Consider the following 23,958-nt stretch of genomic DNA (forward strand, 5'->3'; position numbering starts at 1 on the left):
CACGTTCCGGATCCTCGATCCGAACGCGACGCGTTGATCGCGGCAACCGCCCTCGTCCATGGCCTCACCGTGGTCACCCGCAACCGCAAGGACTTCGAGCCCACGGACGTCACGATTTTGGATCCTTGGCGATAGCGGGAGCCAAACCGGCTAGCCGTTTCGCGCTTGCAAGCCGCGATTTCGGCCTACATCACTGATGGATAAAGCATATTATCATATGCTTACCGGCGCTATCGGCACTATCGGTTTGGCATTCGTCGAAATTCAAAGCTGACTAACTGGACTCAGCAGGACGGTAGAGTACTTCGCGCACAATCCGGGTCATATCCTGCGGCGGTGAAGTAGGCGCGGACCTCGGCAGGTGCGACGAGGTCGAGGAGGTCGCCGATGCGCTCCCACAGGCCGGCGACGGTGCGTTCACAAGCGCCTTGATCTTGGCGACGGCCATCTCGATGGGATTGAAGTCGGGGCTGTAGGACTGGTCGCGCCTTTTGGGACGGATTGGCAGGGATGGCACATCGGATCCTTCGCGCGCCGCGCCGCTCCGGCGCCAGCGAGGCCACCACCTTTGACTGAGCCGTCGGCCACCTGAGCGATCCTGGCCTTGGAGTGAGATCAGCTCACTTTCCCATCGCCAAGGTTCCGCGGCATGAGGACGAAGAGCTGTCTTCAAAACGGATGGGTAGCAGCCTGCCCGACCCCACGGCGCCACTGAGATGAGCGGAGAGCGAATGCCCGAAACCATCGTGCTTCCCGGGATCGGCGGTTCGGGGGAGACCCATTGGCAGACCCGCTGGGAGGCCGACGACCCGTCGTTCGTCAGGTTCAGACCTGCGGACTGGGATCGTCCGGACCTCACAGACTGGCGCGATGCGCTCGAGGCGGCGATCGCCCGGACGGACCAGCGGGCCGTGCTCGTGGCCCACAGCCTCGCCTGCCTGCTCGTCGTCCATGCCGCGGCGCGCATCGCGGGTGCGGTTCGGGGGGCCTTCCTCGTCGCCGTGCCCGATCCGCATGGTCCCGCATTTCCCGAGGAGGCCACCACGTTCCGCGACGTTCCCTCGCGCGCTTTGCCGTTTCCTGCGCTGATCGTCGCCAGCTCCGACGACCCTTACGGCTCGAGCGAGCACGCACACCGCCGTGCGCGCGAGTGGAATGCCGGGATCGTCGTGATCGGGCCGCACGGGCACATCAACGGGGCGAGCGGCCTCGGGCGATGGGAGGAGGGGCGCAGGCTCCTCGACGCGTTTCGTGCCGGGCTCGGAGGCTGAGGTGCGCGACACCGGCGCGCGAGCCGCGTCCGTCACCGCCAGGCAGCCGGGTCGGACGGCGACCGCGCCGCAGACGCCGACCTCTGGCGGACCGACAAGCCGGTGGTGGGACTGAGCGATGGACCTTCTCGACATCGTCCTCCTCGTGGCGGCGGGCATCGTGGGCGGTGCATGCAATGCGATCGCGGGAGGGGGAACCTTCTTCACGTTTCCGGCGCTGCTCGCCGTCGGTGTGCCGCCGGTCACGGCGAATGCCACTTGCGCGATCTCCATCTGGCCCGGTCATGCGGCGAGCCTCCTCGGCTATCGAAAGGAATTGCGCCGTCAGGCGGGGCGGCTGACGTCGAGCGCACCGGCCTTCGTGCTGGGGGCGACCGTGGGCGCGGGGCTGCTCGCCGTGACCGGGAACGGGCTGTTTCGCCAGCTGATCCCGTGGCTGCTGCTGACAGCGACACTGCTGTTCGCGGCCGGTCCGAGACTGCGGGCCTGGATGATCGCCCGCCGGTCCGGCGAGGTGCCGCGATGGGCGGCGTTCGCCTGCGATTTCGCGGTCGCGGTCTATGGCGGCTATTTCGGCGCCGCGCTCGGCATCCTCCTGATGGCGGTCCTGACGCTCGTCGGGCTCGACGACGTGAACGAAGCGAACGCCGTCAAGAACGCCTTCGCGACGATCGTGTCGAGCCTCGCCGTGGCGACCTTCGTCGTGGTCGGCATGATCGCGTGGGGGCCGGGTGCCGCGGTGCTCGCCGGTGCGATCGCCGGTGGCTATCTCGGCGCGCGGCTCGCCCGATGGGTCAGTCCCTCGGTCCTGCGCGGCGCCGTCATCGCGGTCGGGCTCGCGCTGACCGTCATGTATCTCTAGACGCCCCGGGCAGGGGGAGCGCCGTTTCCCTCTCGCCCCTGCAAGGCCGAATATCCCCGATGCTCTACGTGCTGGCGTTCCCGAAGTTCGCTGAGACGATGGCCCGCTCCATCGATCGCTTTCGCGCACTGCACGAGCCGGAGCGGGCGCGATTGGTCGGGCCGCACGTCACGCTGGTCTTCGCCCTGTCCGAGGCGGACGCCGACGGTGTTTGCGACAGCTGCGGCAGGGCCGCCGCGCAGACGCCCCCGATGGACATCGCCTTCGATCACGTCGAGATCGGCGACGACCCCTACGAGAAGACCCACAAGATATTCATGCTCTGCTCGACCGGCAGCGGCGCCCTCGTCGCGCTGCACCGAAGGCTTTATCGTGGCCTGCATCGCGAGGGCGACGCCGAGTATCGTCCGCACATGACCATCGCCACGAACGCCGCGAGGGAGAGGCTGGAACACCTCGATCCCGCGTCGATCGGAGCCTTTCCCGTTCGCGCCGTGGTGGACGCCATCGACGTGGTCCAGATCACCGGCGGCGCGCTCGAGACGGTGAGGACGATCCCGTTTTCGGCGTGACGGCGTGGCATTTCGCGACGTGGCGCCGGCGCTAGTCTAGCGAAGATGCGCGTGATGGGCGGGCCTCTCCGCCGCCATCGCGTCGAGGATCGAGCGTATCGCGCGAAGCGCGCCGTCCAGATCCTCCAGCGTCGGCGCGCCGATGCAGAGCCTGACGCCCGAGGTGGGATCCTCCGGGTCCGTGCGGGTGGCGGACGGCGGCGTGACGTGGATCGCGTGGGACCGGGCTGCGAGCTCCAGATGCTCCGCGTCCTTGCGCGGGAGCGGAAGCCAGACGTGGTATCCGTCGTGGTCGCAGCGGCGCATCGCATCACCCAGAAGGCTGGCGCAGAGGGCGCGGCGGCGGCGCGCCTCCTCGCGAATGGCCGCGCCGATGATGTCGGCGGTGCCGTCCGCCACCCACTGCTCCATCACCGCGCAGCTCAAGGTTGACACCAGCAGTCCGCCCGCGTGAACCGCCGCTTCGGCGCGGTCGACCATCGATTGTGGCACCACGATGCCGCCGATCCGCAGCGAGGGATTGAGCGTCTTCGACAGGCTGTTGACATAAAACACCCTCTCCGGGGCGAGGACGGCCAGCGGCGGACGCGCGGCGCCCGCATAGAGCGCATAGACGTCGTCCTCGACGATGAAGCGGTCGTGCGTGCGGCAAACCGCGACGATCTCCTGCCGCCGCGCCATGCTCATCGTCCCCGTCGTCGGGTTGTGCATCGTCGGGGTCAGGCAGACCGCGGCGCGGTCCTCGCGCCGGTCCGCCAGCGCCCGATCGAGTGCGCAGGGGAGCATCCCCTCCCCGTCCATCGCCACGGGAACGAGCTTCAGGCCGAGATGGCGGGCGAGGCCGATGATGCCAGGGTAGGTCTGCGTCTCTGCGAACACCGTCCCGCCCGGACCGCACAAGGTGGCGAGGCTGACGGCGAGGCCATGTTGCGCCCCGTTCGTCAGGAGAAGACGGGCGGGGTCGGCGTTCATGCCCGAGCGACGGAACCATCGGGCGACTTCGGTTCTGAAGCGCGTGTGCCCGGCGAGTGGGGGATAGGCGTTGAAAAGGCCCGCGTCGGCCTTCCTGGCGACGGCGGCGAGCGTCTTCGCGAGGGTTCGCTCGCCGAGGGCGGCCGGCGGCGCATTGCGCGACAGGTCGATGAGATCCCCCGACCGCCTCGCCGCGGCGGCGACGAAGGTGCCGCGACCTTTCACTGATCGGACGAGCCCGCGCCGCTCCAAAACGCCGTAGGCCTTGGTCACAGTTCCGATGGCGATGCCGAGCCGCCAGGCCAGATCGCGGTGGGCCGGCAGGCGGTCGCCGCTCTCCAGCCGGCCGGCGAGAATGTCCTGCGCCAGTGCCGCCACGAGGGCGTCGAGGGGCGAGGTATGGTCCCCCGAGAGGCGCGGCCGCCAGGGCGATTGGATGCGCATTCACCAGACTCGATAGTGTCACGTGACGCTTTTGTATTTTGAGCGAAGTGTCGCGTCCAATACGTTCGAGGGAACGGTGCAGGTATCCTCGAATGGACAGACGACGATTGATCGGCCGCATGGACGCGCGGTCAAACGAGGGCTCGAGCGCCGACCGCGCGCCTTTCGCGGACCGAAGCCTGAAAATCGGCGATGAGGGCCCGCGTGATCGGCCCGACCGGCCACCGCGACCGGCGCTCGCCCTCCATCAACTCCACCACGGGCTGGATCTCCACCGACGTGCCGGCGACGAAGACCTCGTCGGCTCGACGAAGATCCTCCAATCTTACCCTCCGCTCCTCGACCGCGAGGCCGCGCCGGGACGCGAGGGCGAAGACGTGGCGTTCGGTGATGCCGTCGAGGAAGCAATCCGCGACGGGCGAGATCAGCGTCTCGCCCTTCACGAGAACGACGTTCGTCGAGGTGGTTTCGGCCACATGGTCGTGGGCGTCGAGCATCAAGGCGTCGTCGAACCCCGCATCGAGCGCAGCGTGGCGGGCGAGCGTTCCGATCATGTAGAGGCCGGAGCATTTCGAGGCGGTCGGAGCGGTGTCCGGCCGGGGCCGGCGCCAGGTGGCGAGCTGAAGACGGATGCCGGCATGGCTGCGGCCGAGCGCGGCGGGGGTGGGCCAATCCCATGCCGCGATGGCGATATGGACGCTCGCCCCGCGCGCGGCGACGGAGGCGCTTTCGCTGCCGCGCCACGCGACGGGCCGGACGTAGGCGTCATGCAGCGCGTTGGCCCACAGCACGGCCTCCACGGCTTTGGTGAGCTCCAGCTTCGCGCGCGGCAGGCCATAGCCGACCCACTCAGCGGACTGGGCGAGGCGCTCCAGATGGGCCTCGCCGAGGAAGATCCGGCCGTCATAGGCGCGCATTCCCTCGAAGACGGCGCCGCCCATGTGGAGCGCGTGGGTGAGAACGTGAAGCCGGGCCTCGGCCCACGGGACCAGAGCACCGTCGAGCCAGATCAATCCGGCGCGGTCGTCGAAGGAAAGCATGGCGGCGTCGCTTTCGGCTGGTGGAGATGGCTGACGGACCGCACTTTCGCGCGCACCCGTCAGCGAGTGCGAGTGAGATCTCGTCATCCTCGCCTGAGGTTCCGTCCCGCGCATGGGGCGACGGGGGTCGGACCGGAAACAGGCACGCGCAAACGGACGTTCGAATGACCGAACCCATGCACCTCGCCGCGCCGCTCAATGCCTTGAGAGCGTTCGAGGCGGCCGCACGCCATCTGTCGATCAAGCAGGCGGCGGCGGAGATCGGCGTCACACCCTCGGCCGTCAGCCATCAGCTGCGCATCCTGGAGCAGCTCCTGGAGGTGGACCTGATGCGGCGCGCCGGTTCTCGCCTGGAACTCACCGAGACCGGCCAGACCTTGGCCCCCGCCCTGACCGAAGGCTTCACACGGATCATCGAGGCCGTCGCCAGCCTGAAGAGCGAACGCAAGCTCGGCCCGCTGCGCCTGTCGATGTTGCCGACGTTCGCCGCCCACTGGCTGTCGCCGCGGCTCGGCGCCTACCCCTTCGCGCGCGCGGGATACGAACTCCTGATCTCCACGACCCAGACGGTCGTCGATCTCGGCGCGGGGGTCGCCGATGCATCGGTTCGGCAGGGGCGCGGTGAATGGCCGGGCGTCATCGCCGAGCTCCTGTTCGAGGAGCACGTGACGCTCCTCGGCCATCCGAGTTGGGCGGGGAGGGACGATGCGGCGCTGCGCAAGGCGATCTCGCAGACCAACCTCTTCCTGTCGCAGCACCGGCGCGACGACTTCACTCGCTGGAACGCCACGTTGCCCGGCGGTCCGATCACGCCGGCGGCGATCACCATCGTCGATTCCGCGGGCCTGGGGCTGAAGGCCGCGATCGACGGCGCGGGGCTGACGTTCGCGGGCGAGGAGATCGCGCAATGCGATATCGCGGAGCGGCGTCTGGTCACCCTGCTCGATCATCGCGTTCCCGCCGACGCCGGATACTATCTTTGCTATCCAGCGGCGCTGGCCCGTGATCGCCGGGTCAGGAACCTCAGGGCCTGGATGCTGAATGAAGCCGCGACGGCGGCCGGTCCGCGGCCTGCCCCGGCTCAGCTCTCGCCGTGCCAGTAGTCGACGCCGCTCCCGGTCAGGACGGTGAGTTCCACCCGCCGCGCGGCCTTGTCGCCGCCCGGCGGCGAGCCGGCGAAGACCGTCATCTTGCCGCTGTCGGGATATTCCATGACGTCCGGCTCGTGCATGCTGCTGAGGCGAGGTAGCGGAGCGGCACGGCACCGACGGCGCGGATCTGGTGCGCCGTCTCCGCCCCGCCGGCAGGGCAGACCACGACGTCGCCGAAGCCGATCGCATACTCCTGCCCTCCACGGCGGAGCACTCCTTCCCCCTGGAGGATCACGAACATCTCGTCGTTCGCGTGATGCGCATGGTAGGGCCAGGCCATCTTCCCGGGCGGCACTTCCACATAGCGCGATCCCAGACGCCGCGCCCCGGCGGGCGCGCCCACGGCCGCCATGCGCGCCTCGAAGCGGTCGCCGTGTGAGTGAGTGACGAGCGGGAGGGACTGGAGCCGGACGACGGGTTTCATAGGTCTTCGCCTCACTGTGTGTACGTCGAGCCGAACCTTCGCGCGGGGGACGACGGATCCGCCGGCCTCGGCCGGGCAAGGGCTCCCCCGAACCGGACCCGGCCCGCCGGGCAGGGAAGTCGAGGGATGTTCGACGCACAAATGAACGCTCCTCACGCCAGCGCGAGGGATGCTCATTCGACACCCGCCCCGTCTCGTCCGCGTATTGCGCACCGACGCGAGCAACCCGATCGGAGGGGAGGCGTGACGAACCAGACCACGGGTACGCGGCCGCCGGGCCGGACAGACCGTCGCCGCAGCGCGGCCCCCTTGCGCCTCTGCGCCCCGGATGGCGTCCCTCTGGGCGGCTTCGTGTGGCGCCACGGCGAGACCGCGCGGCCGGTGGTGGTGATCGCGCCGGCGACATCGGTCCGGTGCCGGTATTATGCGCGCTTCGCGGACGACCTGTTCGCCAAGGGCTTCGACGTCGTCACGTTCGATTACCGCGGCATCGGCGAGTCCCGCCCCGTGTCGCTGCGCGGCTTCAGGGCCGACTGGGTGGATTGGGGCGAACACGATCTCGAGGCGGCGCTTCGCTATGCCGTGGCCGAGTTTCGAGGGGCGCCGATCCACGTGGTCGCCCATTCGATCGGCGGGTTCGCCCTCGGCCTCGCCCCGTCGAACCGAAAGATCGAGCGCATCCTCACCGTGGGGGCGCAGTTCGCGCATTGGCGCGACTACGGTGCGGCGCGGCGTTACCGGATGCTGTGGAAGTGGCATGTCGCCATGCCCGCTTTGACGCAGATATTCGGCTACTTCCCCGCCAAGCGGCTCGGTTGGATGGAGGACACCCCCGCGGGCGTCGTCCGCGACTGGAGCCGCATGACGGCGCGTTTCGAGGACACGGTGCGCCGCGGCAGTTTCATCGCCGGCGAGCGCGAGTCCGAACTCCTCGTCCGGCGTTTCGCCGAAGTGACGGCGCCGATCCTGGCGATCGGTGTCGGCGACGACACCCACGGGACGCCCGCTGCGGTCGACCGGCTGCTGGCTTATTTCACGGCGAGCCTCAGGCGACATCGGCGGATCGCACCGTCCGACATCGGCGCCCCGTCGATCGGCCACTTCGCCTTCTTCCACGACCGCTTCAAGGACAGCCTGTGGCCGCTGGCGCAGCTATGGCTCCGCAATGGCGAGATCGCCCCCGATGCACCCGGGCGGATGGTGGCCGAGATGCTGCCGCGGCAGGCCGGGCGATGACGACGATCAGACTGGCCACCCGTGACGATCGGGCCGGGTGGGAAGCTCTCTGGTGCGCCTGTTGTGCCCATTTCCGCGCCGACCTGATGACCGCAGAGGTTGTAGCCGGGATCTGGCGAAGGATCCTCGACCCGCAGTTCCCCATGCAGGCATGGTTGGCTTTGGGCGATACCGGAGCCGTCGGGCTGGCCCATACGATCCTCCACCCGCGCACCTTCTCGCTGAGGATGGTCTGTACCCTCGAAGATCTGTGGGTGGCCCCCCACGCACGAGGCCAGGGCGCGGCGACGGCGCTGATCGGCCACCTCGCCGATGTCGGCAGGCGGTCTGGGTGGGATCGTGTGCAATGGGAAACCGGGTTGGACAATCAACGAGCGGCCCGGCTCTATGAGAGACTCGCCACGCCTCGTCCCACCAGGACCTATCAGATCGACCTCGTGTCCCGGCCATGACGCAGCGGCCCGCAGCACGTCCCCGAAACGATCTGGCAATCGTGGCTGTGCTCGCGCTGGCGCCGGCCATCGGTCTCGGCATCGCTCGCTTCGCCTACGCGCTGATCCTGCCGGACATGCGCTCCGATCTCGGCTGGTCCTACGCGCAGGCCGGATGGATGAACACGTCCAACGCCGCCGGCTATCTCCTCGGTGCGTTGCTCGCCGCGCGGGCGATTTCGGCGATCGGCACTTTCCGTGTCCTGGCCGCCGGTGCGTAGGCGTGTATGCTGGCGCTCCTCGTGTATGCGCTGGTTCGCCATCCCGTACCACTCAACGCGGCGCGGCTGCTGGCTGGGATCGGTGCGGGCTTCACGTTCGTGTCGGGCGGTGTCCTCGCGAGCGGCCTCGCCCAGCGCAATCCGGCACGCGCCTCGCTGATGCTCGGGCTCTTCTATGCAGGTCCGGGCCTCGGCATCGTGCTGTCCGGCCTCACCGTCCCCTTCGTCCTTGCCTGGTCCGGGCCGGGTTCGTGGGCAAGGGCATGGGCGGCACTCACCATCTGCTCCTTTCCGTTGGCGATCGTGCTGCAAGTCGCGCGTGGCGAGGGCTCGGCCGACCTGCGTCCTCGTCGAAACATGCTGCGCCTTCGCAGCATCGGCTGGCTTCTCAGCGGCTATCTTCTCTTCGGCGCCGGCTACATCGCCTACATGACCTTCATGATCGCCTGGGTTCAAAACAGCGGCCGGGACGCGTCTTTTCAGGCCCTGTTCTGGGTCATGATCGGTGTCGCCGCGATGACTTCGCCCTGGGTCTATGCCAAAGCACAGCGGCGGCTTTTTCATTGTCATGCTTTTGCGGTCCTGATGGGGATCACCGCACTGGGGGCCGCGCTCCCGCTCCTGTCGGACGCGACGCCCGTCCTGCTGGCCTCGGCCGCGTTGTTCGGCAGTGCGTTCTTCGCGGTGGTCGCGTCGACGACGGTCTTCGTGCGCCGCAACGTCTCGCCGGAGGGCTGGGCCGGCGCAATCGGCACGCTGACCGTCACCTTCGGTGCCGGCCAGATGCTCGGCCCGGTTGCGATCGGCTTCCTTAACGACGCCTTGCAGAGCCTCTCCGGCGGCCTCTGGGTCTCGATGTTCCTGCTCGTCCCCGGCGCTCTTTCGGGCGCCATCCAGTCCGATATCGGGATTGAGGGATCCAGGTCGGGGCCTGTCCGCGGGAGATGACGAGGCCGCCCATCGGGCGGATCGTACCGTCGCACGTTTTCGATCGTCGATGCCGCGCCGGTGACGCCCTCCGCGACGCGTGAAGGATTGGGCGCGCCGGTCTCAGATGACGGCCGCCGTCCAGTCGCTCGTCGTCACGGTCAAGCGATCGCCGGTCGTGGTGGGGCTCGAGCAGAGGAGAAATCGCAGGTTCACCACATCCTCGTTGCGCACCCAGTGAGGCTGGCCCGCCGGCACATGGATGCCTTGCCCCGGCGCCACGCGGGACACCCCGTCGGGCGTTCGGACCGTCATCCGCCCCGCCAGGACATAGAAGAACTGATGCGCACGGCGGTGCATGTGCGGCTCTTCAGCCGTCCCGGGGGGCATCGCCTCGTGCCGCACCTGCAGATGATCGAGCTCCAGCAGCCTCCAGCCGGTGCACGCCTCGCCCCATGAATAGACGTTCTGTTCGCCTCCCTCGACCGGCTTCATGCGTTCGCCTGATCGGCCGGCGCCTCATGGAACGCTTCTCCGTAGATCAGCCGTCCGCCGCGAAAGCGCATCAGCTCGGGGGAACGGACCGTGCGTCCGCCCGCGTGTGAGACGTAGTGAACGACGACGGTCTGGGCGGCAGGGTCGCAGACCGCCGATACGAGGTGGAACCGCAGGTGCGGCACTCGGGCAAGGGCGGTCGTCCAGTACGCCAGGAGCGCGGCGCGGCCTTCGACGGTGGCGCTGCCGGTGAGGGTCGCGGCCAGCGGGCTGACGAATGTCGCGTCGTCGCTGAATGGCGCGATCACCGCTCCGACGTCATGGCGATTCCAGGCGTAGATCCACGCCGCGGCGTGGTCTTCGAGGTGTTTTCGCGACAGGTGCGTCATATCCAGAAGAGTCCTGCTGTCAGGGCCGCGAGAGCGGCCATCGCCCGGTTGAGGAAACGAAGTTTCTCCGGATCGCGAAGCATCTTGCGAAGGCCCGCGCCGAAGGCGGCCCAGACGGCCATGCACGGCAGGCCGACGACCGTGAACACCGCGCAGACGAGCGCGAGGCGGACCGTGTAGCCCTCTCCCGGAGCGAGGAAGGACGCGACGACGGTGACGGCGATCAGCCAGGCCTTGGGATTGACGAACTGAAACACCGCCGCTTCCCCGAAGCCGATCGGGCGCGCGAGCGGGGCATCCCGGAGCTCCGCCGCGCGCCACAATTTCCCCGCGAGCCACAGGAGATAGAGCGTGCCGACCAGCTTGAGGCCGAGCTGGATCCGGGGCTCGAACGCGAAAACGGCGCCGAGACCCGTTCCGACCGTCACGAGTTGGACGGTGACGCCGAAGGGAATCCCGAGGAGGTGGGGCCACGTGCGCCGCATTCCGAAGGCGAGGCCGGACGTCGTGAGCATCACGTTGTTCGGGCCGGGCGTGATCGACATCACCACGGTGTAGAGCGCGAGCGCGGCCAGCGATCCGAGATCCATCCCACAGGCCCTCTTCGGCCCCCGCCCGAGCACGATGGGGCCGCTCCATAATGGGCATGGGCGGGACGCGATTGCGCTTGAGAATTCGTCAGCCAGACCTGAGATGGTCTGCACGATGCGGCCGGGTCTCCGCCTCGCGCCGGCACCGATCAGGGCCGGCGGCTACCTCGGCGCGGGCGTGGATGCGGCGAAGGCGTGGGCGAGATTTCCTCAGTTCGGCGCAAAGGTTTCTCACTCCTTGTGCGGGATCGAGCGACTTAGTCTTCGCGGCAGAGAACACGCCCCGGGAGGGGATCATGAAGGCTGAGATCGGCGGTCCGATCGACGGTGAGACCGAGCGGCGCATTCGCGATAGCTTCGGGCGACAGGGGCTCATGGCTCATCTCGGCGCGACGTTGCACGAAGTCCGGCACGGTCTCGTTTCCATCCGGATGCCGTTCCGGGCGGAGCTGTCGCAGCAGCATGGATACTTCCATGCCGGCGGCACGTCGGCGATCGCGGATTCGGCGGGCGGATACGCGGCATATACGACCTTTCCGGCGGCAAGCTCCGTTCTGACCGTGGAGTTGAAGATTAACCTCCTCAATCCGGCATATGGGGAAGCCCTCGAGGCGCGCGGAACCGTGATCAAGGCCGGTCGAACACTCACCGTCTGCCAGATCGAGGTGTTCGCGGAGCGGGACGACGAGAGGGTCCTCGTCGCCCTCGCGCAGCAGACGCTGATCTGCCTGGAAGGACGGCGGGATACGCCGGCCGGCCCGCGTTGATCGCCATCACCTGCGGAGAGGCACGCCGTTCATCCCGGAACATTCCGTCTGGCAGATCTCACCGACACCAAGGAACGGTGGGATCTGACGATAGGGGAGCATGTTGGACTCGGCCCAAGCAATCGACACCATTGCCGCTGCGTTGCGCGAGGAGGACGCCGTCGCCGCCCTCTTCTTGAGCGGTAGCTACGCCACGGGGACGCAGGACGATTACAGCGACTTGGATTTCGTGGTGGTGTCACCAGGCGGTCCCTCGGATCATGTCGTCGAGACATGGCGCGGCGCGGTGGTGCGCACGGGCGAAATCGTCTTCTGGCGGGATCGTCGTCCCCAGGCCGCTCTGATTAATGCGATTACGGATGATTGGCTGCGGATCGACGTCACGATCGTTACGCCCGAGCAGATAAGCTCGCAGCCGAGGAGCCCGCTTCAGCCCTTAATCGATCGTGACGAGATCTCCGACAAAGTGGTGACGCCCGCAGGGCGAACGGGTGCGGATCCTCGCCTTGCGAGATATCAGTTCGAAGAGTTCATCCGGGTTCTGGGACTTGTTTCGGTGGCAGCGGGCCGAGAAGAGTACATCAACGGGGTCACCGGGATCTTCCATCTGCGCAATCTCCTCATCGAGCTTCTGGTGGAGGAGACGGGCGCGCCAGAGAGGGGTGGTGCGTTGCACCTAAACAGGTTGATATCCGACGAGCAAAAGGCCCTGCTGCAGGCATTGCCGCTCCCGGTCGCAACGCGCGAGGGAATGATTACCGCGCACCTCGCCTATGCCGCAGCCTACCTCCCCCGCGCCCGCCGGCTCGCCCGTATATGGGGTGTCGACTGGCCGGAGCGCTTCGAAACGGCCACCTGGAAGCGGCTCCACGACACGCTTTCGATAGAGCCGCCCTATGCACGCGCCTGACGCGGGATGCCGTCAAATGCGCGCCCGCGCCGGTTTCGAGCGCCACCCGGCTTTCCCGAGGCGACCCGCGCCTCCGCGGCTGCGCTGGCTGGCGAGAGGGGGCGGACAGATCGAGGGACGTCGTGGCAAGGCGGTGTTCGCTGGCTGGGCGCCGATCGACGCGTTCGGCGTACGCTGGGCTACGGTTTGCGGACGCCGATCCCTCCAACAGATTGCTGTTCACACCGGAAAACTGCGCAGTAAGGCCCACCGCATCCTCGTCGACGACACCGGCCGACTGCGATCCCTCTGCCTTCAACCATGGATCGAACGGGTCATGAATTAGGCGCGCCGGTATAACAGCACGGTCTCCAGCGGTTCGCGCAGCTCCAGTGCGCGAGGAGTTGGCTTCATTTTCGAGCTGCTCGTCACGAAGAAGCGATCGTCGAAGAGTTCGCGCGGGGAGGCGAGCGCGCGAAACGTCGCCACCTGGCTCATGCCGAGCAGCCTCGCCGTCTGACCAACGTTCGAGGTGACGAGAAAACGGCAGGACCTCCAGAAGGTTGAAGCCGATCGTCCGGAAATTCTGCTCGAGCGTCCTCGCGGCCTCCCCATCCGACGTTATCCATGATGTGGATGATGAGTTTCCGCAAATCGGCATGGCGGAATAACGGAGGCGACCTCACTCTTGGACATGTCAGCGGACGGTGCCTTTCTCGAACACGTCGGAGGGCGCGCTCGCTTGAACTGTAGCGAGGTCTTCATGCACGACGACGACCGCAAGGCGGTGTTCTCCATGACGCGGCGCGAGACCTTGCGCGCCGGAACGGCCACGGCCGCCGCGGCGGTTCTCGCACCCGCTGCGTCCGCCCAGACGGACACCGCCCTCGTGCCCGGCGTCTCTCCCGAGCCCGGAGAGACGACAACAATCAACGTCGTGATCAACGGCGAGCCCAAGAGCATCGCCGTGGATACGCGCGCCTCGCTCCTCGACCTCCTACGCGAGCGACTCGCCCTGACCGGCGCCAAAAAGGGCTGCGATCACGGCCAGTGCGGCGCGTGCACCGTGCATGTCGACGGCCGGCGCGTCGCCTCATGTCTGACGCTGGCCGCCAAGGTGGACGGGCGCGAGGTGACCACCATCGAGGGCCTGTCCGACGGCGAGACACTGCACCCGATGCAGCAGGCGTTCATCGACCACGACGCGCTCCAGTGCGGCTACTGCACTCCGGGCCAGATCATGGCCGCGGTCGCCTGCGTCGCCGAGGGCAACGCCACCTCGCCGGAGCGCATCCGCGAATATATGAGCGGCAACATCTGCCGCTGTGGCGCCTACGTCGGCATCGTCGCCGCGATTCAGGACGCCGCCGCCGAGATGGAGCGCGGCTGATGGAGCCCTTCACCTACACCCGCCCCACGAGCGTCCCCGCGGCCATCGCCGCCTTCGCCGAGGCCGGAGAGCGCGCCCGCTATATCGCCGGCGGCACGACGCTCTACGACCTCATGAAGCTCGGCGTCGACACCCCGGCGCACCTCGTCGACGTCGGCGCCATCGCCGGGCTCGACCGGATCGACACCGCCGGCGATACGCTGCGCTTCGGCGGCGGAGCGCCGATGGCGGACGTCGCGGCCGATCCGGTCGTCGCGGGCGAGTATCCGGTGCTCGCCGAGGCACTTTGGAAGGCCGCCTCGCAGCAGCTGCGCAACATGGCGACCGTCGGCGGCAACCTGCTGCAGCGCACCCGGTGCCTGTACTTCCGCCACGGCGCGGGCGGGCTCTACCCGTGCAACAAGCGCGAGCCCGGCTCGGGCTGCGCCGCGATCGGCGGGCTCGACCGGGGACAGGCGGTGCTCGGCCAGTCGGACGCCTGCACCGCCGTCTCGCCGGGCGATTGGCCGGTCGCCCTCGTCGCGCTGGATGCATCGGTGGAGGTCGAGGGGCCGGAGGGGGCGCGAACGTTCCCCGTCGCCGACCTCTACCGCCTCCCCGGCGAGACGCCGCATCTGGAATTCACGCTGCGGCCGGGGGAGATCGTCACCGCGATCACCGTGCCCGCGACGGCGGCCGGGCGCCGCTCGACCTACCACAAGGTGCGCGAGCGCGAGAGCTACGCCTTCGCGCTGGCCTCCGCCGCGGTGGCGCTGGAGATGGACGGCAACACGGTCGCCGAGGCCCGCATCGCGCTCGGCGGCGTCGCGACGGTTCCCTGGCGCGCCCGTGCGGCCGAGGCCGTGCTCGCCGGAGCCACGCTGACGCGCGATCGCGCGCTGGAGGCCGGCCGCGCCGCGTTCGCGGATGCCCGGTCGGGCCGCCACAACGCCTTCAAGATCCCCCTCGGCGCCGAAACCGTCGCCGATGCCGTCATGATCGCCGCCGGGAGGACCCTGTGATGCTGACCCCCACGAAGGACCGCCTGCGCATCGACGCGCGCGAAAAAGTTCTCGGCCGTCCCATCTTCGCGGCCGACGTCCCACTACCCGGCCTCCTCCACGCGATGACGACCCCCGCGCGGATCGCCAGGGGCCGCATCACGGCGATCGACACCGCGGCCGCCGTGGCGGTGCCGGGCGTGGTTCGCGTCTTCACGCACGAAGATTTCTCCGGCATCCGCGTGACACCGGCGACACTCGGCGGCAACCAGCCCGGCTTCCAGCCGATGACGGGGCCCGACGTCGTCTTCCGCGGCCAGCCGGTCGCGCTCGTCGTCGCCGAGACGCTGGAGGCGGCGAGCGAGGCCGCCCGCCTCGTCGACGTCACCTATGACGCGGCGTCCTTCACCGCGACGATGGACGACCCGGGCGCCGAGCCTCAGCCGTTCGAGACGACCATCGAGGCGGGCGACGCCGCCGCAGCCTTCGCCACCTCGGAGATGACGGTGGAGGCCGAGTACCGCCTCGCGCAGAACCACCACAACCCGATCGAGATGATCTCGACCACGGCGCACTTCGAGGACGGCCGCCTCGTCGTGCGGGAGGGGACGCAGAACTCCAACTCGATGCGGGCTGCCACCGCCGGGGCGCTCGGCCTCGACCCCGGCGCGGTCGATGTCTTGAGCCCCTACTGCGGCGGCGGGTTCGGGCAGAAGAACGTCCTTCAGCTCCAGTCTGTGCTGGTCTCGCGCGCGGCCATGATGCTGGGCCGGCCGGTCAAGCTGGTGATGCCGCGTGCACAACTCTTCCACACCGCCTCGCACCGCCCGGCGAGCCGCCACCATATCCGTCTCGGTGCCTCGCGGGACGGGCGCATCGCAGCGGTGCTCTACGATACCGAGCAGGAGAACGCGCGCTACGACCACTTCTTCCGCACCGGCTACCACGAGGCGACGAGCCGGCATTACGGCATCCCCGCCTACCGCGGGCGCGAGCGGCTGGTGCGGATCGACACCAGTCCGCCCGGTCACATGCGCGCCCCGCACGAGCACCCCGGCAGCTTCGCGCTCGAATGCGCCGTCGACGAGCTGGCGGGCGGCCTCGGCATGGACCCGGTCGCGCTGCGCCTCGCCAACGACGCCGCGCGCGATCCCGTCACCGGAAAACCCTTCTCGAGCCGCACCCTTGGCCAGTGTCTCTCGCGCGGCGCCAAGCTGTTCGGCTGGGACGACCGAAGCGCCGAGCCGGGCTCGATGGTGGCGGGCGACGGCTCGCTGATCGGCTGGGGCGTCGCCGCCGGCATCTACAAGGGGTCGATGTTCCCCTGCGTTGCGCGGCTGCGCGTGCAGGCGAACGGGGTCACGCGGCTGTCGCTGTCGGGCCACGAGATGGGCCAGGGCTTCCGCAGCGTCGCGGGCGCGGAGCTGATGGAGCTTTTGTCGATCGACGCCGACCGGCTCGAGATCCGCTGCGGCGACACCTCCGCGGTCCAGCAGCACCACACCGCGGGCTCGTGGGGCGCCGCCGGCGCGGCGTCTGCGATACGCGCGGTCGCCGAGAAGTTCATCGCGGCGCTGACCGATCTCGGCGGCGCGCTCAGCCCCGGGGAGAGCGTCCACCAGCGGCTGATGGCGCTCAAGCGGCCGGTGCTGGAGGTGGAGGTCGAGCATCTGGGGACCAGCCAGGGGCCCGAGGCGCTCGAAACGCTGCGCCGGGGCGGTGTGGCGGTCGTCGGACCGGAATACCCGGACTTCGTGTCGTTCTCGTGGATCGCGCACTTCGTCGAGGTCCGCGTCGAACCGTCGACCCGGCGGATCCGCGTGCCGCGCGTCGTCTCGGTGGCGGACTGCGGGCGGGTGATGAACCGCCGCACCGCGACGAGCCAGGTCCAAGGCGGCGTCGTCTGGGGCATCGGCGCGGCGCTCCGGGAGGCGGCCGAGATCGACCCCGCCACCGGCTTCGTCCTCAATGCCGACCTCGCCGACTACGTGGTGCCGGTGAACGCCGACATCGGCGACATCACCGTTGAGCTCCTCGACGTCCCCGACCCTATGCTCAACGCCTCTGGCGTGCGCGGCGTCGGCGAGGTCGCGATGGTCGGCGCCGCGGCGGCGGTCGCCAACGCCGTCCACCACGCGACCGGGCGGCGCGTACGGCATCTGCCGATCCGCATCGAGGATCTTCTCTGACGGTCCGGGCGGCCCGACCACCCCGACCGGCGCCCCGCCCAGCCTCACCTTCGGGGCCACGCGCGGCCGGATCCACCGGCGGTGGCACCCGTCCATCGTGAGAGGCCCCGCCCATTGTGAAAGGAGCGCGTTCCATGCAGTCGCGTCGCGAGATCCTGCACGTCCTCGCCGCGGGAGCCGGCCTGTCCGCCACACCGGTGGCCGCGCTGGGAGAGCCCGTCCGGCTCGATCCCACACCCTCCTGCGCCGATGACGGCGAACCGACGCCCACCGCCACCAGGGGCCCCTACTTCCGTCCGGGAAGCCCGGAGCGGGCGGACGTCACCGGGGGCCGGGCGGAGGGAACGCCGCTCTTCGTCGGCGGCAGGGTGCTGGGGCGCGATTGCCGCCCCGTCGCCCGCGCCCTCGTCGACCTCTGGCAGGCGGACGACAGCGGACGTTACGACACGAGCGGCAACCATCTGCGCGGCCACCAGTACACCGACGAGGGCGGCCGCTGGGCCTTCGCGACCATCGTCCCGGCGCCCTACACCTTCCGCAGCATGCACATCCATTTCCGCGTGCAGCGGCCGGGCGGAGCGGTGCTCACCACCCAGGTCTTCTTCCCCGGCGACCCCGGCCACGACCGCGACCCGCAGTTCGACCCGCGCCTCGTCCTCACGGTGTCGCGCGAGAGCGGCACCCGCCGCGGCCGCTTCGATTTCGTCCTTGCTTGACCTTCTTCGACGACAGGAGACACACATGACGACCGAGACCGAGATCTCCGGTACCCCCGCGTCCCGGCTCGACGTCACCGTCGCCCGCCAGCCACGCCTGATCATACCGGCGCTGCGGGACTTCTACGACCGGTTCGAAGGCGTGAGCTACGCGCTCCTGAGGGCCGCGTTCGGCCTGACCATCATCACCCACGGCATCCCGAAGATGCTCGGGATCCCGCACGGCTCAATGGCCGACCCGATGGCGGGCTCGACCAACCTCATCGGCAACGTGCTCAGCTTGCCGTTCGCCCCGCAGCTCGCGATGGTGGTCGCGCTGCTGGAGACCTTTGGCGGTCTCGCCGTCGCGCTCGGCCTCGCGACGCGCGTGTTCGCGCCGATGCTCGCCGTCCAGATGGCAGCGATCTGCCTCGCGATCGGCCCGACCTATCCCTGGATCGACCGGGACATCGAGTATCCGATCATGCTCGGCTTCGTAGCGCTCGCCATCGCGATCCGAGGCGGCGGCCCTTACTCGCTCGACCGCCGCCTCGGCATCGAACTCTAGGACCGCCCGGCCGCAAGTGTCCCGAGGTGCCTCGCGAAGAACGAGGCGAGCCGTTCGACGGCCGGGTCGACATATTCGGCCCTGTGGTAGAGGTCGTAGTGGCCGGCGCCTTCGATGACGAAGACGTCCTTGTCGCGTGCCGGGGACAGCTCCACCAAACGATGGCCGGCCTCGTATTGGCCGGTTTTTCCCCGCCGCCCGCCGACAATCGCGAGAAGCGGTTGAACCAGAAGCTCCGGCACCAGGGCGAACGCGTCGAACGCCAGGATGTGGGCGTAGCTGCGGAAAAGCAGACGGTTGCTCGAATTCGGGTGCCGGTACTTGGACTCGCGGTAGAACGCGATCGCCTCCAGAAGCTCCCCGTCGTCGATCCCGGCGTCCTGCGCCGCCTTGAGACTGTCCGGAATCCACGGATCACGCCGCGCCGCGGCGCCGCGGGCTTCGGCGGTGCGTTGCCGGCCGAGCTCCCCTAGCGTTCCGAGGAGCGCCTCGCGCGGCTGCATGGTGCGAAACGCGTGGCCGATGTCGGTGGCGACGACCGTGCCCAGCGCCTTGAAGCGATGATCGGTCAACGCGGCGCCGATCGCGTAGCCGCCGCCCGCGCAGATGCCGAGGAGGCCGAGGCGCTCCTCGTCGACGAAGGGCAGCGTCACCAGAAAGTCGGCCGCGCAGCGGATATCCTCGACACGGACGGCCGGGTCTTCGAGGTCCCGCGGCTCGCCGCCGCTCTCGCCCTGTTAGGACGGGTCGAACGTCAGCGCGATAAACCCGCGCGCGGCGAGACGCGCCGCGTAGTTCGCGCCGATCTGCTCCTTCACGCTGCTTCCGGGCGTCGCGATCACGAGGGCGGGGTGGCGTCCGGTCTCGTCGAACCCGTCCGGAACGTGAAGTGTCGCCGCGACGTCGATGTCTCTGTTCTTGAACGAGACCCGTTCCATCCATGGTCCTTTGTGATCGGTGCCCTGAGTCATCGTGCTTGGCGCGCCGCCGCCCCAAGGGTTCCGCGGCCGTCGCCGTCAAACCTCGCGCGGGAGCGTTTCGACGGCACGGCCCGTGATCGCGACGCCGGCGCCGGCTCGGAGAGGCCGCCCACGGGACGGCGCCTCGTGGGCGGCCGCCGGCATGCGCCCTGTGGGTGCTCCGAAGGTCAGCCGCAGCCGGCGGGCCGAGACGGGATCGCGATGTCCCTTCAGGGTGAGAGTTTCGGTTCCCGCGTCGACGAGCCGGCACGTCGAGGGCGGCACGAGCGCCACCGACGCGACGATCTCCCCCGCCCTCGCCGTGCCGCAAAGGCGGGCACACACGTTGACGGTACGCCCGAGGATCGTCGCGTCCGCACGGTCGCCGACGGCGATCGTCGCCTCAACCACTTCGCCGTCCATCAGGCCGATCCCGACACCACGCGCCGTCCGCGCCGCAGCGGTCCGGCGCAGGATCTCGGCGGCGGCGTCGAAGGCGCGGTCGATGCGGTCCGGCCCGTCGAAGCGGGCTATAAGGCCGTCCCCGATCAGCCGGTCGACGTCGCCGCCGTGCGCCTCGACCGCGGCGAAGCCAATCCCGGCGATGGTCGTCACGAGCGCGGCCGTCGCGTCCGGCGAGGCCGTCTCGGCGAAGCTCGAGAAGTCGCGGATGTCCATGAAGAGGACCGTGCAGTCGGAACGCCGCGCCCGCTCAGGAGCGAGTGCCGAGGTGCGCACATGACGCGACACGAACCGCGCGATCCGGTCGCGCGCGGAGCTCAGCGTCTCGGAGCGCCGGTCGATCTCGTTCTGCGTCTGCGCCACAAGGAACAGCGCGATCCCGACGGCGACGACGAGGGCGAGGCCGAGGCCGCCGATCCAGCTCATGATGCTGGCGCCGATCACCTCGTCGAGCGGGGTGGACGCCTGGAGCGTCGCGATCACGACCGGGCCACCCGCCCCCGGCACCACGCTGGCGACGAGCCAGGCGGGGATCGGCTGCTCGATCGCCTTGAAGAGCCGCGCATCGGGCGTCGAAAGCTGATCGGCGATGTAGGCGACGATGTCCTTGCGCCGTTCGCGGCCGAGCGCGGGGCAGGCCGGTCCCTCGTTGACGTAAGCGGTTCCCGCCGGGGCGATGAGGGCGACGCAGGTCAGGGAGAACATCTCGGCCTTCTCGGCGAGGAGCGCCTGCGTCCGGGCGGCGTCGGCCGGCTCCGGGAAGCGGCCGCCCGCGATCGCCTCCAGCGCGTCCGGCGCCGCGGTGCCGACGATGGCGGCCATCGAGACGTGCCGTCCCGCCGCGTCGGCCTCGTAAACGCGCTCGGCGATCGTCGACAGGGCGTGGACGGAGGCGATGAGAAGGCCCGTCAGGGCGAGCGCCAGGACCGGCAGCACCACGACGAGGAAGCGCCGCAGCAGCGGATAGGGGTTGGCCGCCCCTGTGGGACGGGGCGCAGGGCGGCGCGCAAGGGACGGGAAATCCGTCTCGATAAGATCCGTTGCGGGCCCGGCGGCGACGTCCGAGGCGTGAGCGTTCGGCATGGAGACTCCTGGCACTGCAGCGGCCGGTCCGTCCGCCTCGCGCCGCGGGACGTGCAGACGGCCCGTCGCACTCGGGATCGCGATGCCGGTTTGCCGCTCCGGGCGATGTATTCCCGCGGCCGGTCCCCGCAACGCCGCGCACCGATCCGAAGGAACGATTTGGACCCTGAGGACAGCCTTTCGGACGATCGGACAACTTCGGCGGCGCAAGGTGCGGCGAAGGTCGCCCGCCGCGGTCACACGGTGACGTCACCGCGGCGGCCGAGGCCGTCCCGCTCGCCGCACCAGCCGGCGGGGCGCCGCTCCGGCATCAGCCGGGCGACGTCGGCCTTGGGCGGACGGCCGAACGTGCGGGCGTATTCGCGGCTGAACTGCGAGGGGGAATTGAAGCCGACCGCAAATCCCGCTTCGCGCGCGAGCATACCCTCGGCCAGCATCAGACGGTGCGCCTCCTGAAGGCGCAGCCGGGTTCCATATTGGAGCGGCGTCATCGCGGTGACCGCGCGGAAGTGGGCGAAGAACGACGAGCGGCTCATGCCCGTGAGCGCGGCCAGCTCGCCCATGTCGAGTTCGTCGCGGAAGTGCCGCGTCAGATGGTCCACGGCCTTCGCGATGCGCGAGACGCGACTGCCCGGCGCCGCGATCGCATGGACGAGCGCGCCCTGCGGCCCGTTCAGGAGCCTGTAATGGAACTCGCGCAGCACCAGCGGCGCCAGCGCCGCGGCCTCGTCGGGGTCGTCGAGCAGCCGCACGAGGCGGACCGCCGTGTCGACGAGGCTCGGCGTCACCTCGGCGACCGCGGTGGCATGCGGCGCTGGGGCGCGTCGCGGCCTGCCACCAGATCCGAGATGACAGCGCGATCGAGCTCGACCTTGAGGCAGAGATAGGGCTCCTCGCGGCTGACCTCGACGACCGCGCCGAGTGCCGGCAACTCCAGCCCGACGACGAGGTAGTGTCCCGGATCGTACACGAGGTCGCGACCCGCGATGCGCACGTTCTTGCGACCCTGACCGATCAGACAGCACGAGGGCGGATAGGTCGTATCGGCTCGCTCGCTGCGCTCGGACAGCCGGATGAGCCCGACGACCGGCAGCATCGTCTCGCGGGCGCCGTCCTGCTGCTGGTGGCGTGCGATCAGCGCGGCGAGGTCCTGGATCTGTTGCACGAGCCTGAAAATGGCGCGTTTGGACGATCGTGCAAGACTATCGCATCTCCGTTCTATCGGCACCGGCGCCCGGTGGCCACGTCAGACCCCGACCGCCATGAAAGCGGCAGGGAAAGGATCCGAATGGAGCGTATCGACAAAGTCATCCTCGTGACCGGTGCCAGCAGCGGGATCGGCGCGGCGATCGCGTCCGAACTCGGCGCCGCCGGCGCGAAGGTCATGCTGGGGGCCCGGCGGACCGACCGGCTGGACGCCCTCGCCGCCCGGATCAACGAGGCCGGCGGAACGGCGCTCGCCGCCCCGCTCGACGTCACCGACCGCGACGCCGTGCAGGCGTTCGCGAACCGCGCCCTCGACGAGTGGGGCCGGATCGACGTCCTCGTGAACAACGCCGGCGTCATGCCGCTGTCGCCGCTCGCCGCGCTGAAGGTCGACGAGTGGGAGCGGATGATCGACGTCAACGTGAAGGGCGTCCTGTGGGGGATCGCGGCCGTCCTGCCGGCAATGAACCGCCAGGGCTTCGGCCAGATCGTCAACATCGCCTCGATCGGCGCCCTCGCCGTATGGCCGAACTCGGCGGTCTACTGCGCCACGAAGTTCGCCGTGCGCGCGATCTCCGACGGGCTGCGTCAGGAGAGCGATCACATCCGCGTCACGAACGTGAACCCGGGCGTCGTGGAATCGGAGCTCGCCGATTCGATCACGGACGAAGCGGTGGCCGAGGCGATGAAGACGTGGCGTGCCATCGCCCTTCAGCCGGACGCGATCGCGAAGGCCGTGCGCCACGTCGTCGAGGCACCGGCGGACGTCGACACCAACGAAATCACCATCCGCCCCACGGCGGCGGCACACTGATGAGCGGGAGCACCAACACGACGAAGCTGCGCAGAACGCTGACGGCCGCGGTCCTCATGACGATCGCGGGAACGGCACAGGCGAGCGAAACGGAGACGGCGATGACAGACCATCCCTATGTCGGCATGTGGGTGACCGAGGACGGGCACGTCCGCCAGGAGCTCCTACCGAACGGCCGCTACGACGAGACCCGAGGCACACGGCAGAGCGCCTACACCGGCCGCTACGAGATCGACGGCAACCAGATCCAGTACTGGGACGACACCGGCTTCACTGCCGACGGAACGTTCGTCGACGGGGTGCTGCATCACGGCGGGATGATCATGTACCGCGAGGAGACCGCACGATGACCCTCGCGCGGTCCCTGATCCGCCGCCGGCGGGCGCCCCTTGTCGCGGTCGCCGCCCTGCTCGCCTCTCTCCTCACGGCGCCGCTCTCCGCGCAAGCGCAGACGGCGGAGGACAACCGGCGTATCGTCCGGGAGGCTTACGAAGCGTGGGCGAGGGGCGAGAACGTCTTCGCCCGTGTGCTCTCCGAGGACGTCGTGTGGACGATCCATGGCTCCGATCCCGTCGCCGGCACATACGTCGGCCGCGAGGACTTCGTGGAGCGTGCGTCGGTCCCGCTCGTCTCGCGGCTCGTCGCCCCCATCCGGCCCGAGGTGCATCGGATCTGGGCGGAGGACGACACCGTCGTCGTACGCTTCTCCGGCAGCACCACCACCACCTCCGGCGCGCCCTACCATAACGAGTTCGTCTGGATCTTCACGCTGGAGGACGGCAAGGTGACCCGCGCCGAGGCGTTCCTCGACCTCGCCGCGTACCGGACCGTGGTGGAGAACAACGAGCCGCTGGACTGAGATTTCAGAGTC

The 23,958-nt window shown here is 69.2% G+C and carries 27 protein-coding genes and 5 pseudogenes; 18 read left to right on the top strand and 14 right to left on the bottom strand.

What is annotated here, in order from left to right; all coding sequences use genetic code 11:
* Positions 1-135: pseudogene (locus DLJ53_RS36265) on the top strand (VapC toxin family PIN domain ribonuclease); the annotation flags it as partial.
* Between the two features lie 149 nt (positions 136-284).
* On the opposite strand, the pseudogene DLJ53_RS36270 reads toward DLJ53_RS36265, so the two are convergent.
* Positions 285-475, bottom strand: a pseudogene (locus DLJ53_RS36270) (IS630 family transposase); the annotation flags it as partial.
* Positions 476-731: 256 nt separating this feature from the next.
* Between DLJ53_RS36270 and DLJ53_RS33250 the strand changes: the two are divergent.
* The 3 genes from DLJ53_RS33250 to DLJ53_RS33260 all read left to right on the top strand — a co-directional run bounded on the left by DLJ53_RS33250 (position 732) and on the right by DLJ53_RS33260 (position 2,705).
* Entirely contained in the window at positions 732-1,271 is a 540-nt protein-coding gene (locus tag DLJ53_RS33250) for an RBBP9/YdeN family alpha/beta hydrolase (protein WP_111352618.1), read from the top strand.
* A 145-nt stretch (positions 1,272-1,416) separates the two neighbouring features.
* Entirely contained in the window at positions 1,417-2,133 is a 717-nt protein-coding gene (locus DLJ53_RS33255; RefSeq protein ID WP_244935222.1) for a sulfite exporter TauE/SafE family protein, read from the top strand.
* 59 nt (positions 2,134-2,192) lie between these two features.
* Entirely contained in the window at positions 2,193-2,705 is a 513-nt protein-coding gene (locus DLJ53_RS33260; RefSeq protein ID WP_162409803.1) for a 2'-5' RNA ligase family protein, read from the top strand.
* A gap of 36 nt (positions 2,706-2,741) precedes the next feature.
* Here the strand turns inward: DLJ53_RS33260 and DLJ53_RS33265 are convergent, their stop codons facing one another.
* Together DLJ53_RS33265 and DLJ53_RS33270 are read right to left on the bottom strand one after the other, a co-directional pair.
* The gene (locus DLJ53_RS33265; protein WP_111352621.1) at positions 2,742-4,121 is read right to left on the bottom strand and encodes an aminotransferase-like domain-containing protein; all 1,380 of its coding nucleotides are present in this window, start codon (positions 4,119-4,121) and stop codon (positions 2,742-2,744) included.
* Positions 4,122-4,252: 131 nt separating this feature from the next.
* Positions 4,253-5,062, bottom strand: a complete 810-nt coding sequence (locus DLJ53_RS33270; RefSeq protein WP_244935223.1) for an aminotransferase class IV — start codon at positions 5,060-5,062, stop codon at positions 4,253-4,255.
* A gap of 275 nt (positions 5,063-5,337) precedes the next feature.
* On the opposite strand from DLJ53_RS33270, the gene DLJ53_RS33275 reads away from it, so the two are divergent.
* The gene (locus DLJ53_RS33275; protein WP_162409805.1) at positions 5,338-6,264 is read left to right on the top strand and encodes a LysR substrate-binding domain-containing protein; all 927 of its coding nucleotides are present in this window, start codon (positions 5,338-5,340) and stop codon (positions 6,262-6,264) included.
* Here the strand turns inward: DLJ53_RS33275 and DLJ53_RS36475 are convergent.
* Complete coding sequence (locus tag DLJ53_RS36475) at positions 6,243-6,374, bottom strand: hypothetical protein (RefSeq protein WP_280525539.1); 132 nt, start codon at positions 6,372-6,374, stop codon at positions 6,243-6,245. The two genes, DLJ53_RS33275 and DLJ53_RS36475, sit on opposite strands and share 22 nt — an antisense overlap.
* Positions 6,347-6,736: a cupin domain-containing protein gene (locus tag DLJ53_RS33280; RefSeq protein ID WP_244935224.1), complete on the bottom strand. Its 390-nt coding sequence runs from the start codon at positions 6,734-6,736 to the stop codon at positions 6,347-6,349. The genes DLJ53_RS36475 and DLJ53_RS33280 overlap by 28 nt, the downstream gene beginning before the upstream one ends.
* A gap of 126 nt (positions 6,737-6,862) precedes the next feature.
* Here DLJ53_RS33280 and DLJ53_RS33285 point away from each other — a divergent pair, with 126 nt between their 5' ends.
* From DLJ53_RS33285 to DLJ53_RS33295, 3 genes and pseudogenes are all read left to right on the top strand, one after another.
* Positions 6,863-7,972, top strand: a complete 1,110-nt coding sequence (locus tag DLJ53_RS33285; RefSeq protein WP_244935225.1) for an alpha/beta hydrolase family protein — start codon at positions 6,863-6,865, stop codon at positions 7,970-7,972.
* Entirely contained in the window at positions 7,969-8,424 is a 456-nt protein-coding gene (locus DLJ53_RS33290) for a GNAT family N-acetyltransferase (protein ID WP_162409807.1), read from the top strand. Before DLJ53_RS33285 ends, DLJ53_RS33290 begins: the two co-directional genes overlap by 4 nt.
* Before the next feature lie 47 nt (positions 8,425-8,471).
* Positions 8,472-9,632 (top strand): annotated as a pseudogene (locus tag DLJ53_RS33295) (YbfB/YjiJ family MFS transporter).
* A gap of 102 nt (positions 9,633-9,734) precedes the next feature.
* Here the strand turns inward: DLJ53_RS33295 and DLJ53_RS33300 are convergent.
* Genes DLJ53_RS33300 through DLJ53_RS33310 form a run of 3 tightly spaced genes read right to left on the bottom strand, consistent with a single transcriptional unit; the run spans position 9,735 to position 11,085 of the window.
* Positions 9,735-10,106 (bottom strand): cupin domain-containing protein, encoded by a 372-nt coding sequence (locus DLJ53_RS33300; protein WP_111352625.1) that lies wholly within the window; start codon positions 10,104-10,106, stop codon positions 9,735-9,737.
* Positions 10,103-10,495 (bottom strand): nuclear transport factor 2 family protein, encoded by a 393-nt coding sequence (locus DLJ53_RS33305; RefSeq protein ID WP_111352626.1) that lies wholly within the window; start codon positions 10,493-10,495, stop codon positions 10,103-10,105. The genes DLJ53_RS33300 and DLJ53_RS33305 overlap by 4 nt, the downstream gene beginning before the upstream one ends.
* On the bottom strand, positions 10,492-11,085 hold the full coding sequence (locus tag DLJ53_RS33310) for a LysE family translocator (protein ID WP_111352627.1): 594 nt from the start codon (positions 11,083-11,085) through the stop codon (positions 10,492-10,494). The genes DLJ53_RS33305 and DLJ53_RS33310 overlap by 4 nt, the downstream gene beginning before the upstream one ends.
* Positions 11,086-11,381: 296 nt before the next feature.
* Here DLJ53_RS33310 and DLJ53_RS33315 point away from each other — a divergent pair, with 296 nt between their 5' ends.
* Both DLJ53_RS33315 and DLJ53_RS33320 read left to right on the top strand, forming a co-directional pair.
* A complete protein-coding gene (locus DLJ53_RS33315) occupies positions 11,382-11,852 on the top strand; it encodes a PaaI family thioesterase (protein WP_111352628.1) in 471 nt (156 codons plus the stop codon).
* Positions 11,853-11,952: 100 nt separating this feature from the next.
* A complete protein-coding gene (locus DLJ53_RS33320) occupies positions 11,953-12,762 on the top strand; it encodes a nucleotidyltransferase domain-containing protein (protein WP_111352629.1) in 810 nt (269 codons plus the stop codon).
* 321 nt (positions 12,763-13,083) lie between these two features.
* On the opposite strand, the gene DLJ53_RS35400 is transcribed toward DLJ53_RS33320, so the two are convergent.
* The gene (locus DLJ53_RS35400; RefSeq protein WP_162409809.1) at positions 13,084-13,239 is read right to left on the bottom strand and encodes a hypothetical protein; all 156 of its coding nucleotides are present in this window, start codon (positions 13,237-13,239) and stop codon (positions 13,084-13,086) included.
* A 265-nt stretch (positions 13,240-13,504) separates the two neighbouring features.
* Here DLJ53_RS35400 and DLJ53_RS33325 point away from each other — a divergent pair, with 265 nt between their 5' ends.
* From DLJ53_RS33325 to DLJ53_RS33345, 5 genes are all read left to right on the top strand, one after another.
* A complete protein-coding gene (locus DLJ53_RS33325; protein WP_111352630.1) occupies positions 13,505-14,131 on the top strand; it encodes a (2Fe-2S)-binding protein in 627 nt (208 codons plus the stop codon).
* On the top strand, positions 14,131-15,132 hold the full coding sequence (locus DLJ53_RS33330) for an FAD binding domain-containing protein (RefSeq protein ID WP_111352631.1): 1,002 nt from the start codon (positions 14,131-14,133) through the stop codon (positions 15,130-15,132). Before DLJ53_RS33325 ends, DLJ53_RS33330 begins: the two co-directional genes overlap by 1 nt.
* Complete coding sequence (locus DLJ53_RS33335) at positions 15,132-17,300, top strand: xanthine dehydrogenase family protein molybdopterin-binding subunit (RefSeq protein ID WP_111352632.1); 2,169 nt, start codon at positions 15,132-15,134, stop codon at positions 17,298-17,300. The genes DLJ53_RS33330 and DLJ53_RS33335 overlap by 1 nt, the downstream gene beginning before the upstream one ends.
* Positions 17,301-17,434: 134 nt before the next feature.
* Complete coding sequence (locus DLJ53_RS33340) at positions 17,435-18,016, top strand: dioxygenase family protein (RefSeq protein WP_111352633.1); 582 nt, start codon at positions 17,435-17,437, stop codon at positions 18,014-18,016.
* A gap of 25 nt (positions 18,017-18,041) precedes the next feature.
* Entirely contained in the window at positions 18,042-18,563 is a 522-nt protein-coding gene (locus DLJ53_RS33345) for a DoxX family protein (protein ID WP_111352634.1), read from the top strand.
* Here DLJ53_RS33345 and DLJ53_RS33350 read toward each other — a convergent pair.
* The 5 genes and pseudogenes from DLJ53_RS33350 to DLJ53_RS36285 form a co-directional block, all read right to left on the bottom strand.
* Positions 18,560-19,243: pseudogene (locus DLJ53_RS33350) on the bottom strand (alpha/beta hydrolase); the annotation flags it as partial. The gene DLJ53_RS33345 and the pseudogene DLJ53_RS33350 sit on opposite strands and share 4 nt — an antisense overlap.
* A gap of 57 nt (positions 19,244-19,300) precedes the next feature.
* The gene (locus DLJ53_RS36275; RefSeq protein ID WP_202913499.1) at positions 19,301-19,501 is read right to left on the bottom strand and encodes an alpha/beta hydrolase family protein; all 201 of its coding nucleotides are present in this window, start codon (positions 19,499-19,501) and stop codon (positions 19,301-19,303) included.
* Between the two features lie 78 nt (positions 19,502-19,579).
* The gene (locus DLJ53_RS33355) at positions 19,580-21,067 is read right to left on the bottom strand and encodes an adenylate/guanylate cyclase domain-containing protein (RefSeq protein WP_111352635.1); all 1,488 of its coding nucleotides are present in this window, start codon (positions 21,065-21,067) and stop codon (positions 19,580-19,582) included.
* Between the two features lie 236 nt (positions 21,068-21,303).
* Positions 21,304-21,630: a helix-turn-helix transcriptional regulator gene (locus DLJ53_RS36580; RefSeq protein WP_342353618.1), complete on the bottom strand. Its 327-nt coding sequence runs from the start codon at positions 21,628-21,630 to the stop codon at positions 21,304-21,306.
* A 153-nt stretch (positions 21,631-21,783) separates the two neighbouring features.
* Positions 21,784-22,163: pseudogene (locus DLJ53_RS36285) on the bottom strand (AraC family transcriptional regulator); the annotation flags it as partial.
* Between the two features lie 201 nt (positions 22,164-22,364).
* Between DLJ53_RS36285 and DLJ53_RS33365 the strand changes: the two are divergent.
* From DLJ53_RS33365 to DLJ53_RS33375, 3 genes are read left to right on the top strand one after another with little or no spacing between them, the layout of a single operon-like run.
* Positions 22,365-23,087 (top strand): SDR family oxidoreductase, encoded by a 723-nt coding sequence (locus DLJ53_RS33365; protein WP_111352652.1) that lies wholly within the window; start codon positions 22,365-22,367, stop codon positions 23,085-23,087.
* 56 nt (positions 23,088-23,143) lie between these two features.
* Positions 23,144-23,437 carry an Atu4866 domain-containing protein gene (locus DLJ53_RS33370; protein WP_202913506.1) on the top strand — a complete coding sequence of 98 codons (294 nt, stop codon included), beginning with the start codon at positions 23,144-23,146 and terminating at the stop codon, positions 23,435-23,437.
* Positions 23,434-23,946, top strand: a complete 513-nt coding sequence (locus DLJ53_RS33375) for a nuclear transport factor 2 family protein (protein ID WP_111352637.1) — start codon at positions 23,434-23,436, stop codon at positions 23,944-23,946. The genes DLJ53_RS33370 and DLJ53_RS33375 overlap by 4 nt, the downstream gene beginning before the upstream one ends.
* Positions 23,947-23,958 lie beyond the last annotated feature (12 nt).

It is taken from the genome of Acuticoccus sediminis (assembly GCF_003258595.1).
Lineage (GTDB): Bacteria > Pseudomonadota > Alphaproteobacteria > Rhizobiales > Amorphaceae > Acuticoccus > Acuticoccus sediminis.

What these genes read in the sequence shown, in the direction of transcription:
- DLJ53_RS33335 (WP_111352632.1), top strand. Translation starts at nt 15,132, where the DNA reads ATGCTGACCCCCACGAAGGACCGCCTGCGCATCGACGCGCGCGAAAAA.
- DLJ53_RS36275 (WP_202913499.1), bottom strand. Translation starts at nt 19,501, where the DNA reads ATGGAACGGGTCTCGTTCAAGAACAGAGACATCGACGTCGCGGCGACA.
- DLJ53_RS33280 (WP_244935224.1), bottom strand. Translation starts at nt 6,736, where the DNA reads ATGAAACCCGTCGTCCGGCTCCAGTCCCTCCCGCTCGTCACTCACTCA.
- DLJ53_RS33375 (WP_111352637.1), top strand. Translation starts at nt 23,434, where the DNA reads ATGACCCTCGCGCGGTCCCTGATCCGCCGCCGGCGGGCGCCCCTTGTC.
- DLJ53_RS33345 (WP_111352634.1), top strand. Translation starts at nt 18,042, where the DNA reads ATGACGACCGAGACCGAGATCTCCGGTACCCCCGCGTCCCGGCTCGAC.
- DLJ53_RS33250 (WP_111352618.1), top strand. Translation starts at nt 732, where the DNA reads ATGCCCGAAACCATCGTGCTTCCCGGGATCGGCGGTTCGGGGGAGACC.
- DLJ53_RS33355 (WP_111352635.1), bottom strand. Translation starts at nt 21,067, where the DNA reads ATGCCGAACGCTCACGCCTCGGACGTCGCCGCCGGGCCCGCAACGGAT.
- DLJ53_RS33330 (WP_111352631.1), top strand. Translation starts at nt 14,131, where the DNA reads ATGGAGCCCTTCACCTACACCCGCCCCACGAGCGTCCCCGCGGCCATC.
- DLJ53_RS33275 (WP_162409805.1), top strand. Translation starts at nt 5,338, where the DNA reads ATGCACCTCGCCGCGCCGCTCAATGCCTTGAGAGCGTTCGAGGCGGCC.
- DLJ53_RS33285 (WP_244935225.1), top strand. Translation starts at nt 6,863, where the DNA reads ATGTTCGACGCACAAATGAACGCTCCTCACGCCAGCGCGAGGGATGCT.
- DLJ53_RS33310 (WP_111352627.1), bottom strand. Translation starts at nt 11,085, where the DNA reads ATGGATCTCGGATCGCTGGCCGCGCTCGCGCTCTACACCGTGGTGATG.
- DLJ53_RS36475 (WP_280525539.1), bottom strand. Translation starts at nt 6,374, where the DNA reads ATGGAATATCCCGACAGCGGCAAGATGACGGTCTTCGCCGGCTCGCCG.
- DLJ53_RS33260 (WP_162409803.1), top strand. Translation starts at nt 2,193, where the DNA reads ATGCTCTACGTGCTGGCGTTCCCGAAGTTCGCTGAGACGATGGCCCGC.
- DLJ53_RS33320 (WP_111352629.1), top strand. Translation starts at nt 11,953, where the DNA reads ATGTTGGACTCGGCCCAAGCAATCGACACCATTGCCGCTGCGTTGCGC.
- DLJ53_RS36580 (WP_342353618.1), bottom strand. Translation starts at nt 21,630, where the DNA reads ATGGGCGAGCTGGCCGCGCTCACGGGCATGAGCCGCTCGTCGTTCTTC.
- DLJ53_RS33265 (WP_111352621.1), bottom strand. Translation starts at nt 4,121, where the DNA reads ATGCGCATCCAATCGCCCTGGCGGCCGCGCCTCTCGGGGGACCATACC.
- DLJ53_RS33270 (WP_244935223.1), bottom strand. Translation starts at nt 5,062, where the DNA reads ATGGGCGGCGCCGTCTTCGAGGGAATGCGCGCCTATGACGGCCGGATC.
- DLJ53_RS35400 (WP_162409809.1), bottom strand. Translation starts at nt 13,239, where the DNA reads ATGAGCCAGGTGGCGACGTTTCGCGCGCTCGCCTCCCCGCGCGAACTC.
- DLJ53_RS33370 (WP_202913506.1), top strand. Translation starts at nt 23,144, where the DNA reads ATGACGATCGCGGGAACGGCACAGGCGAGCGAAACGGAGACGGCGATG.
- DLJ53_RS33290 (WP_162409807.1), top strand. Translation starts at nt 7,969, where the DNA reads ATGACGACGATCAGACTGGCCACCCGTGACGATCGGGCCGGGTGGGAA.
- DLJ53_RS33315 (WP_111352628.1), top strand. Translation starts at nt 11,382, where the DNA reads ATGAAGGCTGAGATCGGCGGTCCGATCGACGGTGAGACCGAGCGGCGC.
- DLJ53_RS33305 (WP_111352626.1), bottom strand. Translation starts at nt 10,495, where the DNA reads ATGACGCACCTGTCGCGAAAACACCTCGAAGACCACGCCGCGGCGTGG.
- DLJ53_RS33300 (WP_111352625.1), bottom strand. Translation starts at nt 10,106, where the DNA reads ATGAAGCCGGTCGAGGGAGGCGAACAGAACGTCTATTCATGGGGCGAG.
- DLJ53_RS33340 (WP_111352633.1), top strand. Translation starts at nt 17,435, where the DNA reads ATGCAGTCGCGTCGCGAGATCCTGCACGTCCTCGCCGCGGGAGCCGGC.
- DLJ53_RS33325 (WP_111352630.1), top strand. Translation starts at nt 13,505, where the DNA reads ATGCACGACGACGACCGCAAGGCGGTGTTCTCCATGACGCGGCGCGAG.